The following is a 15,460-nucleotide window of genomic DNA, read 5'->3' as shown; positions in this document are numbered from 1 at the left end:
GGGGGTGCGCTCTTTGGTGGGGGCTGTGGGGGTGTGGGGGGCTTTTTGGACTGGGGTTTGTGGGGGTGGTGTTTGTGTTTGTTGGTTGTTTTCGTCACTTTACGGGTGTCTAGGTTCTGTGGTTCTTGGTCGTGGCTTTGAGTGTCTCTTTCTCTTGGTGGCCTCTTCCTGCCTTGGGCTTCTGTTGGGTTTGTCACTTCTTGGGTGGCAGTTGTCGGGGTGGGAGTTGCTGAGCTGCGGGGATGATCGACACGGAACGTGTTGTTCCTTGTTCAGCCGGTCGGCGGCGGACTCACCCGGACGGCGGCACCGTCGGGCCGAAGTCTCATTGCCGCCCGTCGACCGGTCACCGACAGGTGTGTGCCGCCGGTCGCAGGGGGGTGGGTTTCGTCTGCGTTTGTTGGGCTTCGGGCTGGTAATCCAGTCATGTAACGAAAAACGTCGCGGCTGGCAGGGGATGGCACGTCAGTTGTCGCGGCGGTACCGGAGAGGGCTGGGTTCGTGACGGGCATACCAGGACGTACGGCGGTTTCGCACAACCTGACGGCGGTGCCATCGCCGCTCGTTCCTCCCGTCGAGCTTCCCGCCAAGGTCGGCGAGCTCGCGGCCGCCGCGGCGCGGGACCTCGGGTGGCAGGGAATCGTGCTTCCCGAGATGAAGTTGCTCGGTCGGCGGATCTGCCTCGTCGCCCAGCTCATGGCCGACGCGCACGCCGAGCGGATCTGCCTCGGGCAGGCGCCCGAGGTCGACCGGGCGACCGTCGCCACCTGGGTCTGGCCGGAGTTCACCGGCCGCGTGCCGGCTCCTGCCGTGCGGATCGTCGGCGCGCTCGCCGTCGCTCGCCACTGGCGGACCGGGCTGATCAACGCGGTGCCGTTCCTGCGGTACTGCGACGCCGCCATGGTTCTGCCCATGTCGGTCGTGATCACCAACGACTACCTCGTGAACTGCCTGCCCAGGGCCCGCGCGTACGGCGTCGCCATCGCGTCGGCCTCGCCGGGACCCGAGGTGCGGATGGACCTGCCCGGACGCGCTGACCGGGCGCCCGCCGACGTCGACGGCACCCACCGGTGGCTGAACGAGCTGGCCTACGAGCAGATCCTCGCCGCCGCGTGAAGGTTGTCATCGCGGGCGGGCACGGGAAGATCGCCCTTCGGTTGACCAGGGTGCTCGCCGAGCGGGACGACGTCGTCGTCGGCCTCGTGCGGAATCCCGACCACGTCGACGACGTCCAGGACGCCGGTGGTGAGGCCGTCGTGCTCGACCTCGAGCAGGCCACCGTCGACGACGTGGCGGGTGCCCTGACGGGTTCCGACGCGGTCGTCTTCGCGGCCGGCGCGGGCGCCGGCAGTGGCGCGGCACGCAAGGACACCGTCGACCGGGCCGCTTCCGTGCTCCTCGCCGACGCCGCCGAGAAGGTCGGCGTGCGCCGGTTCGTGCAGGTCAGCGCCATGGGGTTGGATCGGGCCGACGATCCCGACGTCGACTCCGTGTTCGCCGCGTACCTGCGGGCCAAGGCCGCCGCCGACGAGGACGTCATGGGCCGGGACGGGCTCGACTGGACGATCCTGCGGCCCGGCCTGCTGACCGACGACCCCGGCACCGGCAAGGTCAACCTCGCCGAGCACGTCGGAGGTGGCGTGGTCCCCCGGGACGACGTGGCCGCCGTGCTCGCCCTGCTCCTCGACCGCCCGGAGACCGCCGGCCACATCTACGAGCTGGTCGGCGGCGACACCCCGGTGGACGAGGCGCTAGGCGCCTAGGACGCGCGACAGGTACGGGTTCAGGAACTTCCCGGCCGGGTCCAGCTCCGCACGCAGCGCGGTGAAGTCGTCGAACCGCGGGTAGCGCTCCCGCAGCACCTCCGCGTCGAGCGAGTGCATCTTCCCCCAGTGCGGGCGGCCGCCGACCGCGTTCGCGATCGACTCGAACAGGGCGAAGTACTCCTGGTACGGCATCCCCACGTACTGGTGGATGGCGATGTACGCCGAGTCCCGCTCGTAGGCCGTCGACAGCCAGATGTCGTCGCCCGCGGCCACCCGGATCTCGACCGGGAACATCACCGGGTGCGCCAGCCGGGGCACCCGTCGGCGCAGCTCACCGAGCACCTCGGGGAGCGACTCGCGGGGTACCGCGTACTCCGACTCCACGAACCGCACGTTCCGGTTGGTCACGAAGACCCGGTGCGACACGTCCGAATACGCCCGGGCTGACAGCAGGGCGGCCGACAAGCGGTTGAGCGGTCGTACGAGCGGACGAACGGCCCTTCCCACGCGACAAACGGCGCCAAATGCCAGGTTTTCCATCAGCTGGTACTCGACGAACTGTCGGGTCCGGGACAGCGGCTCGGGCCGCGTGCCGGCCGGCAACCGGTTGTTTCGCTTGGTCAGCGCGTTGCGGCCGTACGGGAACCAGTAGAACTCGAAGTGGTCGTTGTTCGCGCAATTGTCGTCAAGTGCCGCCAGCACGTCGTCGATCGGTTCCGGGCGTTCCTCGGCGTGCAGCACGAACGACGGTTCGGTCCGCAGCGTCACCGTCGAGAGCACCCCGAACGCGCCGAGCCCCACCCGGCCGGCGGCGAACAGGTCCGGCCGCTCGTCCGGCGAGCAGCTGACCACCGAGCCGTCGGCGAGGACCAGGTCGAACGCCGCGACCTGTGTCGAGATGCCGCCGAACTTCGTGCCCGTGCCGTGCGTGCCGGTCGAGATGGCGCCCGCAATCGTTTGCGCGTCGATGTCCCCGAGGTTGGTCATCGCGCGGCCGAGGCGGTCCAGCTCGGCGTTCAGCGCGTGCAGAGTGGTGCCCGACCGCACGGTCACCAGGTCGGTGTCCGGGTCGGCCGACACGACGCCGGTCCACGCGGAGAGGTCGATCGCCCGGTCGTGGGCGGCGCCGACGGCCGTGAACGAGTGGCCGCTCCCGCGTGCCCGCACGGTCCGCCGGGCGTCCGCCACGGCCGTGGACAGCTCGTCGAGGTCCCGGGGCCGCACCACCTCGGTGGCGACCGCCGCCTCGGTGCCCGCCCAGTTCCGCCACGACGTCGTCGGTCCGGTCTCCACAGCCATGGTTACTCCCGGGTATCACTCGCGAGGACCAGATTTTCGCAGGTCCCCTCAGTCGATGTCGGGGTGGTCGACCAACTCCAGGCTCCGCCGCCACAGCTCGCGCCGCGCGGCCGCGTCGTAGGCCTGCTCGTCGGCCCGCGCGTCCCGTGTGCGGTCGAAGAACCGGCCGGTGACCCCCTCGACGTCCGTACCGACGGCCAGCCGGGCGGTGGCGTCGACGCCCGTCTCCAGCGTGTCGATGGTGCTGCCGATCTCCTGCAGCACGATCTTCGTGGGCATGTACGTGCCCGGGTGCAGGCTGTTCACGGTCACCTCGGTCACGGGTAGCCGCGCGGCCAGCTCGAAGCCGGACATGATCTGCGCGAGCTTGCTCTGCGTGTACGCCCGGCCCCCGCTGTAGCCGCGTTCGAGCATCAGGTCGGTGAAGTCCAGCGGGTGCTGGCCGAGCGAGGCGACGTTGACGATCCGGGCGGGTGCCGAGGCACGCAGCAACGGCAGCAGCTCCAGCGTCAGCAGGAACCCCGCCAGGTAGTTGACCGCGAACCGCAGCTCGTGGCCGTCCGCGCTGGTCATGCGCGTGCGCCCGGCCGGCATCCCGCTGCCGATGCCGGCGTTGCTGACGAACACGTCGAGCCGGTCGGTCAGGCCACGCACGTCGTTCGCGAGCTTGCGCACCTGCCCGAGGTCGGCGAGGTCCGCGAGCACCGTGTGCACCTCCGCGCCACGCAGGGCGGCGGCCGTGTCCGCGAGCTTGGCGGCGTCCCGGCCGTGCAGGATCAGCGGGTGCCCGTCGCCGGCGAGCCGTTCGGCGAGTGCCCGGCCGAGCCCGTCGGTCGCGCCGGTGATGAAGACGGTCATGCGGATGTCCTTCCGGAGAGCAGCGCGACCAGCTCGTCCGCCAGCTGGTCGTCGAGTGGTCGGTCCGTGAGCAGCCGGTACCAGATGACGCCGAACACGACGTCCGTCGCCATCGCCACGGACGTCGGCAGCTCCCCGCGGGCGGCCGCGCGGTCGAGGACCACGCGGAGTGCCTCCCTGCGGCGGTGCAGGAAGGTCGTCCAGAAGCGCTGCCGGAAGTCCTCGTCGAGCTGCGCCTGGGCCATGAGCGCCCGCAACGCGTCGGCGAGCGGCTTCCTGCCGCCCACGGCGAAGCTCGCGACCAGGAAGCCACGCAGGTCCGTGGCGAGGTCGCCCTCGTCGGGGATCGGCACGAACAGGTCGGCCTTGGCGGCCGCCGCCTCGAACAGGACGTCGGCCTTCGACTGCCACCAGCGGTAGATCGTCTGCTTCCCTGTCCCCGACCGGGCGGCGATGCCGTCGATGGTCAGGCCGGCGTACCCGAGCTCAGCGGTCAGCTCCAGGGCGGCCCTGAGGATCGCCGTCCGGCTCTCCTCGCTGCGCTTGCGACCGGGGCGCGCGGGTTCGTGCTCGCTCATCGCGTCCAGGATAGCTTATTTCGAACCGAGACGTCTCGATTCTCAACTCACCGACGCGATCTTCGAGGCGGACGGCGGTGCGCGGCTGGTGTCGCTGGCTTGAACACGCCGTACGGTTGGGCACGTGCCAGACGAAACGTCGCGTGCCCGCCTCGACGCGGCCACCAAGCAGCTCGAAGCCCCCCTCGCCGTCGTCGACCTCGACGCGTTCGACCGGAACGCCGAGGACCTCGTGCGGCGGGCGGGCGGCCGGCCGATCCGCGTCGCCAGCAAGTCCGTCCGCTGCCGGTATCTGCTCGAGCGGGTGCTGCGCCGGGACGGCTTCGCGGGTGTCATGGCCTACTCGCTGCCGGAGGCGCTGTGGCTGGCCGGTCGGTGGGCCGGGACGGACCTCGCGCGCGTCGACATCCTGGTGGCGTACCCGACCGTCGATCACACGGCACTGTGCCGGCTCGCGGCCGACGACCACGCCCGCGGGCTGGTCACGATCATGGTCGACTCGGCGGCACACCTGGACCTGGTGGACGCCGCGCTCGGTGCCGACCACCCGGAGATCCGGGTGTGCCTGGAGCTGGACGTGTCGTGGCGGCCGGTGTTCGGCCGCGACATCGCGCACGTCGGCACCCGCCGCTCACCGGTCTTCAGCCCGGCGCAGGTCCGCGACCTGGCCACGACCATCCACGACCGGCCGGGCTTCCGGCTCGTCGGGCTGATGGGTTACGAGGGCCAGATCGCCGGTCTCGGCGACCGTCCCACCGGCAAACCGCTGCTCGGCGCGGTGCTGCGGTGGATGCAGGGCCACTCGGCGCAGGAGCTGGCCGTTCGTCGTACGGCGGCCGTGCGGGAGGTCGGGAAGGTCGGTGAGCTGGAGTTCGTCAACGGCGGCGGCACCGGGAGCATCGAGACGACCGCGCTCGACCCGTCGGTCACCGAGGTGGCGGCCGGCTCGGGGCTGATCGGTCCGACGCTGTTCGACAACTACCAGCGGTTCACGCCGGCGCCGGCGGTCCTGTTCGCGCTGCCGGTGGTGCGCAAGCCGAGGAGGCGCACGGCCACGCTGTTCTCCGGTGGCTTCATCGCGTCCGGGATCCCCGGCAAGGACCGCTCGCCGACGCCGTACCTGCCGGCCGGCCTGTCGCTGATCGGGACCGAGGGCGCCGGTGAGGTGCAGACCCCGGTCAACGGCCGCGCGGCCAAGGACCTGCGGGTGGGCGACCGGGTCTGGCTGCGGCACACGAAGGCGGGCGAGCTGGCCGAGCGGTTCACCGAGTACCACGTGCTCAGCGGCGACCGCGTGGTCGAGACCGTGCCCACCTACCGCGGCGAAGGGCAGTGCTTCTACTAGTCGAGCTGGCTGGACAGGTAGCCGCGGACCACGCGCTTGGCCTCGGCGATCATCTCCTCCTCGGGGAAGAGCTTGCGTCGGAACGCGAGCGCGAGGATGGCGTCGCCGATGTCGCACGCCACGGTGATCTGCTTGTACAGGGTGTCGACCGGGATGTCGTTCTTGCCGGCGATGACCCGGGCGATCTGCTCGGTGATGACCGTGTTGTTGTCGCGGCCGTCCTCGATGAACCGCAGGTCGATCACGTCGCCGAAGCGCACCCGGCTGAACCCCGGGATCTGCCGGTACATCTCGACGTAGATGTCGATGATCTTGTCGACACCCTCCCACCAGTGCTCGAGGTGGTGCCAGTCGAGGCGTTCCCCGATCTCCTTGGTGAAGTGGTCGAGGTGGCGCTTGGTGAGGGCCTGCACGACGGCACGCTTGTCGGGGAAGAACTGGTACAGCGAGCCGACGGCGACCCCGGCACGCTCGGCGATCAGCGTGGTGGTGACGCCGTCGTAGCCCAGCTCGTCGATGAGCGCGGCGCACGCCTCGAGCATCTGCTCGACGCGCTTGGCGCTGCGCTGCTGCACTGGTTGCTTTCGCAACGGAACCTGGGTTGACACATGTTCTCCTACGGCGGATGCACTACCACCATCCTGCCTGGCCAACTCGGCTCCTACCACCAGATTTTGTATACGAAACTTGTGTAACCGAGACGAACTGCATGTCAGCGGCTGTTTACCGTGTTCAACCGTCCACATAGTCCGGTCCGGACCATCGTTCGGAAGGGGTGAGGGCGGGGGCACGGGGTCGAATGGAGCCGGACCGCCGGGTCGGGAGCCGACCGCACCATGGGGGCTCGGCCTCCCGACATACGACGAGCGACCCGGTCCGCGTTCAGGCGCGGACACAGGTCGCTCGTCGTTCGTGGAGCCGCGAACCGATGCTGGTCGGGGGAGGGGAGTACAACAGCACCGGTTCGCGGAGTCCTATGGAGTTTTCTTCGCTGGATACCGGCGGCGGTGTTCGTAATGCTCGGGGGTGCTTACGACCACCGACCGCCGGTCCAGTGGGCTGTTCCTCCGGCCACACACCGCGCGGGGTCGCGACGGGCGAGGAACTGCCTCATCTCTTCACCTGGTGCCCGTGGCCAACCGGCCGGTGTGCGTCACGCGTGTGCGGGTCGCGTGACGGGCGGGCTGCGTCGTCGGCGCCAGTCCGCCGGCAACCAGGTGCTCGTAGGCCGCCTGCCACACAGAGCAAGGCGCCTTCTGTTGCCGCCACCGCGACGAGCACGCGGGGCAGTTTCCCTTCTCGTCCGGCTCGTGGGCCGCGAGCATCGCCCGCCAGCCCTCGGTCAGCCTGGGAAGTTCGGAACGTGCCACGGACAGCAGAGAGGGCGCGTCCGCGCGGTTGGCGAGCTCGGCGAGCATGTCCAGCCGCTCCCAGACCGCGTTGCGGAGCACCTGTCCGAGGATCTCGTCCATCGAAACGTCACCGCTACCTTTCCGCCTGCTCGGCGGCCTCACGAAGCGCGACGCGAAGCTGGCCCAACTGGCCGGCGTTCAGCACCGCGGTTTCGCCCGGCGGCCCTACCAGGACCACCCGATTCCGTTCGACGAGCACGGTGAGGCACCGTTCACGGTTGACCACGTCACCGCAGTTGATGCGCCAGACCTGTCTTCCGAGGGAAGAGCCGTGCAACTCGCGGCGCTGCTCCGCGTCCTCAGTTACAGGGCTCGGTGGCGCCGTGCTGACGAGTTCCACAGTCTCGGCTTCCCTCCGTGCTCGTACGCTTACAACCAACTACATTGGTGGTTTGAGACACAGATTGGTCCCCAAGAGCGCCGATCGGCGACCATTCCACGGTGAGCGGTCGGGAAAGTTCGGTAGGACCGATCAGGTTCACCGATCTGGACTTTTAGGGGCGTGTGAAGTGCGCTTAGTCTTCGGCTGACGCCCAGCGGACTGTGAGGGGGCGGAATGAACTCCATCGGGTCTGGCAGCTCTTCTGTGACGCCGGAGGCGTGGGAAGACCCAGAAATGCGGAGCGCGCTCGCGCAGCGAGAGGTCAGCACGATCTACAAGCTGCTCCGGCGCAAGGGCGTGTCCCAACGGCAGATAGCCGCGATGACCGGTCAGTCACAGTCCGAGGTGTCGGAGATCCTCAAGGGTCGTCAGGTCATGGCCTACGACGTCCTCCTGCGGATAGCCGACGGCCTGGGTGTCCCAAGGGGATACATGGGCCTCGCATACGACGAAGTCACGGCCGCCAGGGTCGCCAAGTCGGAGGAGGCCCCGGAGGCTGAGGAGCCGGAGAACGTGAAGCGTCGGAAGTTCCTTGCGCACGCTGCCGCGGTAGCGGTCGGTGCGCATGTGCTCGGCGCGGACTCGGGATCGTGGGTGTCCAACCCGGTGTTGACACCGGCGCCCGGCCGGATCGGGATGACCGATGTCCGGCAGGTGGAGGCCGCGACGCGCGCGCTCCGCTCGCTGGACTACCAGTACGGGGGCGGGTTCTGCCGGGACGCTGTGGTCGCGCAGCTGTCCTGGGGACAGCAGATGCTCAACTCGTCGGGCACGGAGGTGGTCAAGAAGAGGCTGCACATCGCGCTCGCCGACCTGCACAACCTCGCGGGATGGACGTCGTTCGACGTCGGTCTCATCGACTCCGCCCGCAACCACTTCGGCCGCGCGCTGGAGCTGGCGAAGGCGGGGGAGTCGGACGAGCTGGTCGCGAACATCCTGTACCGGATGGGCCGGGTCTACCTGCACAAGGAAGCCCCGGACGACGCGCTGAAGATGTTCCAGCTGGGGCAGATCGCCGCCCAGCAGTCCGGCTCCGAGCTGGCCGTCGCGGTCATCTGCGCCAACCAGGCGTGGGCCTACGCGATGATGGGCCACGAGGAGCAGACGATGAAGCTCATCGGCCGGACCCGCGACGAGTTCACCCGCGCGAACCACGGCGATGCCGCCGACTGGGTCAAGTTCTTCAACGAGGACGACGTCTACTCGATGATCGGCACCGTGCACACCGTGCTCGCGCAGAAGGTCGACACGAAGCACACGAAGTACGCCATCCCGGCGCTGACCAGGGCGATCGACTCCTACGGCGACGAGGTGGCCCGCAACAAGGCGTTCAACCTGTCCTCGCTGGCGACCAACCACCTGCTCGACGGGGACATCGACCACGGGGCCAAGGTGGGTGTGCAGGCCGTCGACCTGGCCCAGCACCTCAAGTCGAAGCGTGTGCGCGACCGGTTGGAGCCGCTGCGCGAGGAGGCGGACAAGCGCCGCAACTTCGCGGACGCCCGCGACCTGGCGGACCTCATCGGCACGTTCAACGAGTCCAACCAAGCGGTCTGACGGGGCTGTCGTGACCGTGTTGCCGACCTCGGGGGCGGACACGGCCCCGGCCCCGGGGCCGTTCTCCGGTGAGCGTCTCACCGAGGCGCTGGCGGGGGTGTGCGCCACCGCCGGTCTCGACCCGACCGGCGCCACCCTCATCAAGTGCACGGCCAACGCCGTGTTCCAGCTGGCCAGCGCGCCTGTGATCGTCCGCATCGGCGCCTCGACGGCCCTGCGGCACCGGGTCGAGAAGGTCGTCCACGTGGCCACCTGGCTGGCCGAGCACGACGTGCCGGCGGTCCGCCTGCTGCCGGGCGTCCCCCAGCCCGTCCAGTACGACGGCTACGTGGCCACGCTCTGGGAGGCGGTCGCGGCGGGCGGCAAGCGCACGCGCGGCCGCGACCTCGGCAAGCTGCTGCGCCGGATCCACGACCTCCCGCAGCCGGGACCGTGGCTGCCGACCTGGCGACCGCTCAACGACGTCCAGGCGCGGATCGGCGAGGCCAGCGGCCTCGACAACGGCCTGGACGCGGCCGACCTCGCATTCCTCCAGGACCGCTACGACGAGGTGGCCGACCAGCTGTCCCGGCTGGAGTTCCCGTCCGCGCCGTCGCTGGTCCACGGCGACGCCCACCTGGGCAACCTCATCCCCAGCCCGGCCGGTCCGGTGCTCTGCGACTTCGACTCGTCCAGCTACGGGCCGCCGGAGTGGGACCTGACACCGCTGGCCGTGGGCGTGGTGCGGTTCGGTGAGCCGGCCGGCCGCTACCGCGAGCTGGTCCGCACGTACGGCATGGACGTGACCCGCTGGTCGGGCTTCGCGGTGCTGCGGGCGGTCCGGGAGCTGAAGCTGATCACCAGCGTCCTGCCCATCATCGGCAGCCGGCCGGAGGTCCGGGCCCAGCTGCTCAGGCGCATGGCGGATGTACGTTCTGGCAACACCTCGGCCCGCTGGGCCCGCTACACCTGACCTGTTCGGCCCAGCCCCGTAACGCTCAGTCGCGGGAAATCGGCACCTGATCGTGCTTGCGCTGAAGTATTCGCATGTCGTGGCCGCTCTTCGGAACTTTCATACTTTCGGAGGGCTTTTTAGGGTAGCTGTCCGCGCGAATCACGCTACGCTGAGTGGAACTAGCCTACGTCCGCTTCACGAACGAGGTGCCTTCCCAGTGGCTAGGGTGGTCAGACACTCGAAGAGCGCGCGACGCGCGCTCGACTCCGCGCGGATCCTCGACCAGGTGGTCGAGAACCAACTGCCGCTCGTCGCCCGCCTCCCCGAGGGCGGTAGCCGGACACGGGCAGCGGACTTCCTGGCCGAGCTGGTGCTGCTGTCGCAGGCCTACCGCCACCACGCCGAAGGCTGGATCAGCCGTCGGGAGCTCGAGCGGCGGGGTAACCAGACCATGCGACGCCTCTCCCACATCCGCCGCCGCTCGCCCCTGTCGTTGACGCAGTTCACCGAGCGGGACTGACCACTCGGCGTTGTCCGATTTCAGGCGTATTACGGACAGCTGTGACAGCAGCCACATCTGTGTTCGGCGGACGAACGGTCACTGATCCGCCGCTCACCGTTCGGTCTCACTGAATCGGGTGCTGAATCGAGGAAGTAGAGCAACCAAAGCTAGCCAACCGGCGTACGGGTGAGGACGACGGCGAACCCGAAGGCCGCGCCCATGACCGCGAGCTCCAGCGCCGCCCAGCCGATGAGCGCGGTCCGCCGGTGGCGCACGATGCCGGGCAGCAGCCGCCACCGGATGTTGCCGCCCAGGCCGGCGAGCATGGCGAAGCAGACCAGCTTGAGGATGACGAGCGTGCCGTAGCCGCTGCCGAAGAGGACGTCGAACAGGTTCCGCCCGGGCACCGACCCCAGCTCCACCACCGCGTTGAACAGGCCGGTGGCCGCGACCACGCACAGGCACACGGTGGCGAGCACCGAGAACCGCGGCAGGGCGGTGGCCAGCAACGTCCGGTTCGCGGCCAGCGCGACCACCACCGCGCCGAGCCCGCCGGTCCACACGGCCGCGGCGAGGACGTGCAGCTCCATCGAGATCATCGCGTAGTCCTGCCAGCGCCAGTCCGTGGCGTGGCCGGTGACCGGCAGCGGCAGCAACGCGAACAACGCGACCGCGGCCCGCAGCTCGGCGGGCACCGCGTCGCCGGCGCGCACCGCCCAGATGGACAGCACGAACGACACGACCGCGACCGCGGCGACGAACACCAGCGCCTTGCCCGCGCTGACCGTCCGCACGTAGTCCAGCACCGCGGCCGGGGAGATACCCGCTTCCTCCCCGGGCAGCAGCTCCGCGGTCTGCAGCACGAGCGCCAGCACCGCGCACACCGCCAGTGCCAGCGCGCTGAACGCGGCGGCCCGGCGGGCACCCGCCAGCAGCGGTTCCGCCGCCTTCGGCCGGTCCGGCCCGACGAGGAACGGCAGCAGGTTCAACCCGACGGTCGCCACGGCCGACAGGTCGAACAGCACTCGCGCGACCGGCAACCCGTACCGGACCACCGCGCCCGGCGCCGGCACCCCGGGGATGACCGCCACGGGCGTGAGCACGAGGCCGACCATCACGGCGGCCAGTGCGGTCACGACCGCGGCGGCCACCAGGGGCAGCCGGTGCAGCGCGGTGGTCCGGACCTGGGTCATTCGGGCTGCTTACCGCCGGTGCGCAGGGCCACGAACAGCCCGGCGACGAGCAGCACGGCCGCGCCGACGAGCCACACCCAGATGGGCACGCCGCCGTCCGGGCCGCCGCTCTCCGTGCCCGGCACCGTGCCGACGTCGGCGTTGGCCGGCGCCGGCGTGCCGTTGCCGGCCTTGGTGAGCGTGAACGTCACCTTCCCGGAGACGGGGTGGCCGTCGGCCGACACGATCCGGTAGCCGACCGTGTAGACGCCCTTCGGACCGAGCTCACGGACCGGCGTCGAGACGACGTTGCTGTCGACCGTCGCCGGCCCGCCCTGCCACTGCTTGCCGTCCGGCCCCGTCACGGCGACGGTGTTGAGCCCCGTGCCCTCCTGGATCGGCAGGTCGAACGTGAGCACGACCGTGCCGGGACCGGCTTCGAGCGACGCATCCTGGGTGGGGTTGCTGCTGATCAGCGTGTTGTGCGCCGACGCGGGCGCGGCCAGGGCGAACAACCCCAGCCCCGTCAGCGCCAGGACGGCAAGCAGCCTCCTCATGACGCGACCACGACCGCTCCGCTCCTCCGGCGCCCTCCTCGGCCGAGGTAGCGTCCTGGGCGCCGGTGATTGGCTCCGCAAGCTCCGCTCATGACTGGTCGCTCCGCTTCACCGTCGCCGTGCGGCGGGACCGCACGGTGGCCCCGACCCCGAAGCCGACGCCGAGCGCGCCGAGCACCAGGCCGATGCCGCCCAGCCAGCGCGCGGTGTCGTCGGTGGAGTCGGCGGCCGCGGTCGTCGAGGTCGCGGCCACGTTCTCGCTGCCGGTGTCGGCCGTCGGCGTGCCACCGTGGTGGTCACCTTCGCCGGCCGCCGCCAGGGCGATCTCGGGCGCGGGGTGCTCCGGCTCCTCCGCGCCGTCCTTCATGGGCTCGTCCCAGGACACGACCTCGTTGTTGTCGTAGGTCTGGACGGCCGGCATGACCAGCTCGTCGGTGTTGTCCGGCAGCGGCCCGACGGACAGCTCGAACTCCTGGAACTCACCGGGGCCGATCCGGGTGCCCGGTGCCGCCGTCCAGACGACCGAGCCGACGGCCTCCTTGACCTCGGCGTTGTTGATCTTGATCGGCTTGTCGAGGGCGACCATGTTGACCTGCCCGGTCCAGCCCGGCATGGGCTTGGTCCGCGCGCCGGCGAGGGGGTGGTCGGCGGGGAACCTGACCTCCAGCTTGACGGTGCCGGCGGTCTCGTCCTCGTTCGGCACGCGGAAGGTGATCTTCGAGTAGCCGCCCTTGGCGGCCGTCTCGCCGAGCACGTTGGCGGTGACGTGTGCGGAGGCGAGCCCGGTGCCGAGCATGGTGGCCACGCCGGCGGCGATGGTCACGACGCCGGCACGCGCGACGAAGCGCTTGATGGACATGCGTGTGTTCACTCCTGAGTAGGGGGGACTTGACCAGGCGCCACGCGCCTGGCCGGGGTGTCTTCTCAGGAGTGGACGGGCGGGCCGCGGCGGGCGCAGACCTGCCGCAGCAGGACCTCGAGGAGCGCGCCGGGGCGTGCGGGCAGCGACGTCCCGACGGGCACCGGCCGCGGGGGGACCGGCCCGGCGACGAGCGTGCGCAGGCGGCCGAGCAGCCAGGCGAGCGCGGCGCCGATCGCGGTGAGCGCGCCGCCGGCCCTGGTCAGCAGCACGGCGGTGAGCACGGTGGCCACCGCGTGCGCGCCGAACATGGTCCAGCCGTTGAAGACGGCCGGCGCCTTGCCGTGCGCGCTCGCGATGTCGGTGAGCAGCACGTGCTGGCACAGCTGTGTGGTCCCGAGCACGGCGACGAGCGCGGGGATGCCGCCCCGGCGAGCGAGCGACGTGCCGCCCCAGGCGAGCAGCGTGGCGAGCCCGACGGTGAACCCGGAGTCGGCGACGGCGCCGCCGGCGAGCCCGTGCGCGGCGACGGCCAGCGCGGCCGACGAGCCGGCGAGCAGGAACGCGCGAACGCCACGGGCGTTCCCGGTCCTCGCTCGTCCACCGCTCACGCCACACAAGAGTAGGGCGCCGGTCAACGGGCGTCGTACTCCTCCCTGGCCGTCATGACCTCGGGCATGCGGGACTCGAGGAGCTGGATGAAGTCCAGCAGCTTGCCGGCCACATCCCGGCCGAGCGGGGTCAGGCTGTACTCCACGTGCGGGGGGATCGTGGGCTTGGCCTCGCGGAGCACCAGGCCGTCCCGCTCCAGGGCGTGCAGCGTCTGGCTCAGCATCTTCTCGCTGATGCCGTCCACCCGCCGCCGCAACGCGTTGAACCTCGTCGTGCCGTCCAGCAGCGCGACCATCGCCAGGGCGCCCCATCGACCCGTGACGTGTTCCATCGTCTCGCGAGAGGTGCAGTTCCGCGCGAAGACATCGAACACCAACTCGTCCACATTGCTATGGTAGTACTTACTGAGGGTAAGTACTTACCAAAGGAGAGTGTCACATGATCGTCGTCACAGGGGCCACCGGACAGCTGGGCCGCCTCGTGGTCGAGGGGCTGCGCAAGCAGGGCGTCAAGTTCGCCGCCGGCGCCCGCAACACGGCCGCTGACCTGGGTGTCGAGGTGCGGGAGCTGGACTACAACCGGCCGGAGACGCTGGCGCCGGCGCTCCAGGGCGCCTCGAAGGTCCTGCTGATCTCGGGCAGCGAGGTGGGCCGGCGGGTGGCGCAGCACTCCGCCGTGGTCGAGGCCGCCAAGCAGGCCGGCGTCCAGCACCTCGTCTACACCAGCGCCCCCTACGCGGACACGACCGAGCTGGTGCTCGCGCCGGAGCACAAGGCCACCGAGGAGGCCATCCGCGCCAGCGGTCTCCCGTACACCTTCCTGCGCAACGGCTGGTACCACGAGAACTACGTCGACAAGATCAAGGCCGCCGCCGAGACCGGTGAGATCGTCGGCGCCGCCGGGGACGGGCGGCTCGCCTCGGCCGCGCGCAGGGACTTCGCGGACGCCGCCGTGGCCGTGCTCACCCAGCCCGGCCACGAGAACCAGGTCTACGAGCTGACCGGCGACACCGCGTGGACGTTCGCGGAGCTGGCCGACGAGATCGCGAAGGTCGCGGACCGGCCGGTCACCTACCGGAACCTGTCGGTCGAGCAGTTCCAGCAGTACCTGGTCGAGCAGGGCACCCCGCCGGAGGCCGCCGGGTTCGTCGCCGCCATCGACGCCAACATCGCCGCCGGCACGCTCGGACACACGCCGGGGACGCTCCGGAAGCTGATCGGCCGCCCGACGACCCCGGTGAGCGTCGCGATCGAGGAGATCCTCGCGTCGTAGCATCGGAGGTCGTGGATCTCCAGCGCAGGTTGGTCGAGACGGTGTCCGGTGACGTCAGCTTCGACGCCGGCACCAGAGCGCTGTTCACCATGGACGCCTCCAACTACCGGCAGGTGCCGGTCGGGGTGGTCCGGCCGGCGAGCGTCAACGACGTGGTCGCCGCGGTGGCCGCCGCCCGTGAGTTCGACGTTCCGGTCGTGCCCCGCGGCGGCGGCACCAGCCTCGCCGGCAACTCGACCGGCGGCGGGCTCGTGCTGGACCTCACCCGCCTGAACCGCATGGCGATCGACCCGGCGACGCGGACCGCCTGGGTGGAGCCGGGTGTCGTGCTCGACGACCTGAAGGCCGCCGCCGC

General features: G+C 70.4%; 19 protein-coding genes. 8 read left to right on the top strand and 11 right to left on the bottom strand.

What is annotated here, in order from left to right; genetic code table 11:
- Positions 1-549 precede the first annotated feature (549 nt).
- Together ACJ73U_RS22655 and ACJ73U_RS22650 are read left to right on the top strand one after the other, a co-directional pair.
- Positions 550-1,116: a hypothetical protein gene (locus ACJ73U_RS22655; protein WP_407779690.1), complete on the top strand. Its 567-nt coding sequence runs from the start codon at positions 550-552 to the stop codon at positions 1,114-1,116.
- The gene (locus ACJ73U_RS22650) at positions 1,113-1,763 is read left to right on the top strand and encodes an NAD(P)H-binding protein (RefSeq protein ID WP_407779689.1); all 651 of its coding nucleotides are present in this window, start codon (positions 1,113-1,115) and stop codon (positions 1,761-1,763) included. Before ACJ73U_RS22655 ends, ACJ73U_RS22650 begins: the two co-directional genes overlap by 4 nt.
- Here the strand turns inward: ACJ73U_RS22650 and ACJ73U_RS22645 are convergent.
- The 3 genes from ACJ73U_RS22645 to ACJ73U_RS22635 are packed head-to-tail and all read right to left on the bottom strand — an operon-like array spanning position 1,752 to position 4,501.
- Positions 1,752-3,065, bottom strand: coding sequence for a D-arabinono-1,4-lactone oxidase (locus tag ACJ73U_RS22645; RefSeq protein ID WP_407779688.1), 1,314 nt, complete (start codon positions 3,063-3,065; stop codon positions 1,752-1,754). The genes ACJ73U_RS22650 and ACJ73U_RS22645 overlap by 12 nt on opposite strands.
- 48 nt (positions 3,066-3,113) lie before the next feature.
- Positions 3,114-3,923 carry an SDR family NAD(P)-dependent oxidoreductase gene (locus tag ACJ73U_RS22640; RefSeq protein ID WP_407779687.1) on the bottom strand — a complete coding sequence of 270 codons (810 nt, stop codon included), beginning with the start codon at positions 3,921-3,923 and terminating at the stop codon, positions 3,114-3,116.
- A complete protein-coding gene (locus ACJ73U_RS22635; RefSeq protein WP_407779686.1) occupies positions 3,920-4,501 on the bottom strand; it encodes a TetR/AcrR family transcriptional regulator in 582 nt (193 codons plus the stop codon). Before ACJ73U_RS22635 ends, ACJ73U_RS22640 begins: the two co-directional genes overlap by 4 nt.
- Before the next feature lie 124 nt (positions 4,502-4,625).
- On the opposite strand from ACJ73U_RS22635, the gene ACJ73U_RS22630 reads away from it, so the two are divergent.
- Positions 4,626-5,846 (top strand): amino acid deaminase/aldolase, encoded by a 1,221-nt coding sequence (locus ACJ73U_RS22630; RefSeq protein WP_407779685.1) that lies wholly within the window; start codon positions 4,626-4,628, stop codon positions 5,844-5,846.
- Here the strand turns inward: ACJ73U_RS22630 and ACJ73U_RS22625 are convergent.
- The 3 genes from ACJ73U_RS22625 to ACJ73U_RS22615 all read right to left on the bottom strand — a co-directional run bounded on the left by ACJ73U_RS22625 (position 5,843) and on the right by ACJ73U_RS22615 (position 7,637).
- Positions 5,843-6,388, bottom strand: coding sequence for a TetR/AcrR family transcriptional regulator (locus tag ACJ73U_RS22625; RefSeq protein WP_407779692.1), 546 nt, complete (start codon positions 6,386-6,388; stop codon positions 5,843-5,845). The two genes, ACJ73U_RS22630 and ACJ73U_RS22625, sit on opposite strands and share 4 nt — an antisense overlap.
- A 576-nt stretch (positions 6,389-6,964) precedes the next feature.
- A complete protein-coding gene (locus ACJ73U_RS22620; protein ID WP_407779684.1) occupies positions 6,965-7,318 on the bottom strand; it encodes a hypothetical protein in 354 nt (117 codons plus the stop codon).
- A 13-nt stretch (positions 7,319-7,331) separates the two neighbouring features.
- Entirely contained in the window at positions 7,332-7,637 is a 306-nt protein-coding gene (locus ACJ73U_RS22615; RefSeq protein WP_407779683.1) for a hypothetical protein, read from the bottom strand.
- A gap of 177 nt (positions 7,638-7,814) precedes the next feature.
- On the opposite strand from ACJ73U_RS22615, the gene ACJ73U_RS22610 reads away from it, so the two are divergent.
- From ACJ73U_RS22610 to ACJ73U_RS22600, 3 genes are all read left to right on the top strand, one after another.
- Positions 7,815-9,197 carry a helix-turn-helix domain-containing protein gene (locus ACJ73U_RS22610; RefSeq protein ID WP_407779682.1) on the top strand — a complete coding sequence of 461 codons (1,383 nt, stop codon included), beginning with the start codon at positions 7,815-7,817 and terminating at the stop codon, positions 9,195-9,197.
- Between the two features lie 10 nt (positions 9,198-9,207).
- Complete coding sequence (locus ACJ73U_RS22605; RefSeq protein ID WP_407779681.1) at positions 9,208-10,149, top strand: aminoglycoside phosphotransferase family protein; 942 nt, start codon at positions 9,208-9,210, stop codon at positions 10,147-10,149.
- A gap of 199 nt (positions 10,150-10,348) precedes the next feature.
- Positions 10,349-10,651 carry a hypothetical protein gene (locus tag ACJ73U_RS22600; protein WP_407779680.1) on the top strand — a complete coding sequence of 101 codons (303 nt, stop codon included), beginning with the start codon at positions 10,349-10,351 and terminating at the stop codon, positions 10,649-10,651.
- A 149-nt stretch (positions 10,652-10,800) separates the two neighbouring features.
- Here ACJ73U_RS22600 and ACJ73U_RS22595 read toward each other — a convergent pair whose 3' ends face one another.
- From ACJ73U_RS22595 to ACJ73U_RS22575, 5 genes are all read right to left on the bottom strand, one after another.
- Entirely contained in the window at positions 10,801-11,826 is a 1,026-nt protein-coding gene (locus ACJ73U_RS22595) for a copper resistance D family protein (RefSeq protein ID WP_407779679.1), read from the bottom strand.
- Positions 11,823-12,362 (bottom strand): copper resistance protein CopC, encoded by a 540-nt coding sequence (locus ACJ73U_RS22590; RefSeq protein ID WP_407779678.1) that lies wholly within the window; start codon positions 12,360-12,362, stop codon positions 11,823-11,825. Before ACJ73U_RS22590 ends, ACJ73U_RS22595 begins: the two co-directional genes overlap by 4 nt.
- 88 nt (positions 12,363-12,450) lie before the next feature.
- Positions 12,451-13,221: a YcnI family protein gene (locus tag ACJ73U_RS22585; RefSeq protein WP_407779677.1), complete on the bottom strand. Its 771-nt coding sequence runs from the start codon at positions 13,219-13,221 to the stop codon at positions 12,451-12,453.
- A 65-nt stretch (positions 13,222-13,286) separates the two neighbouring features.
- On the bottom strand, positions 13,287-13,832 hold the full coding sequence (locus ACJ73U_RS22580) for a hypothetical protein (RefSeq protein ID WP_407779676.1): 546 nt from the start codon (positions 13,830-13,832) through the stop codon (positions 13,287-13,289).
- A 23-nt stretch (positions 13,833-13,855) separates the two neighbouring features.
- Positions 13,856-14,164 (bottom strand): winged helix-turn-helix transcriptional regulator, encoded by a 309-nt coding sequence (locus ACJ73U_RS22575; RefSeq protein ID WP_407779691.1) that lies wholly within the window; start codon positions 14,162-14,164, stop codon positions 13,856-13,858.
- A 107-nt stretch (positions 14,165-14,271) separates the two neighbouring features.
- Between ACJ73U_RS22575 and ACJ73U_RS22570 the strand changes: the two genes are divergently transcribed.
- Both ACJ73U_RS22570 and ACJ73U_RS22565 read left to right on the top strand, forming a co-directional pair.
- Positions 14,272-15,105, top strand: coding sequence for an SDR family oxidoreductase (locus ACJ73U_RS22570; protein ID WP_407779675.1), 834 nt, complete (start codon positions 14,272-14,274; stop codon positions 15,103-15,105).
- 11 nt (positions 15,106-15,116) lie between these two features.
- Positions 15,117-15,460: FAD-binding oxidoreductase (locus tag ACJ73U_RS22565; protein WP_407779674.1), on the top strand; the 344-nt coding region annotated here is incomplete at its 3' end.

Source organism: Actinophytocola sp., assembly GCF_045807065.1.
GTDB lineage: Bacteria > Actinomycetota > Actinomycetes > Mycobacteriales > Pseudonocardiaceae > Actinophytocola.
This window is presented reverse-complemented; position numbering and strand designations above follow the sequence as displayed.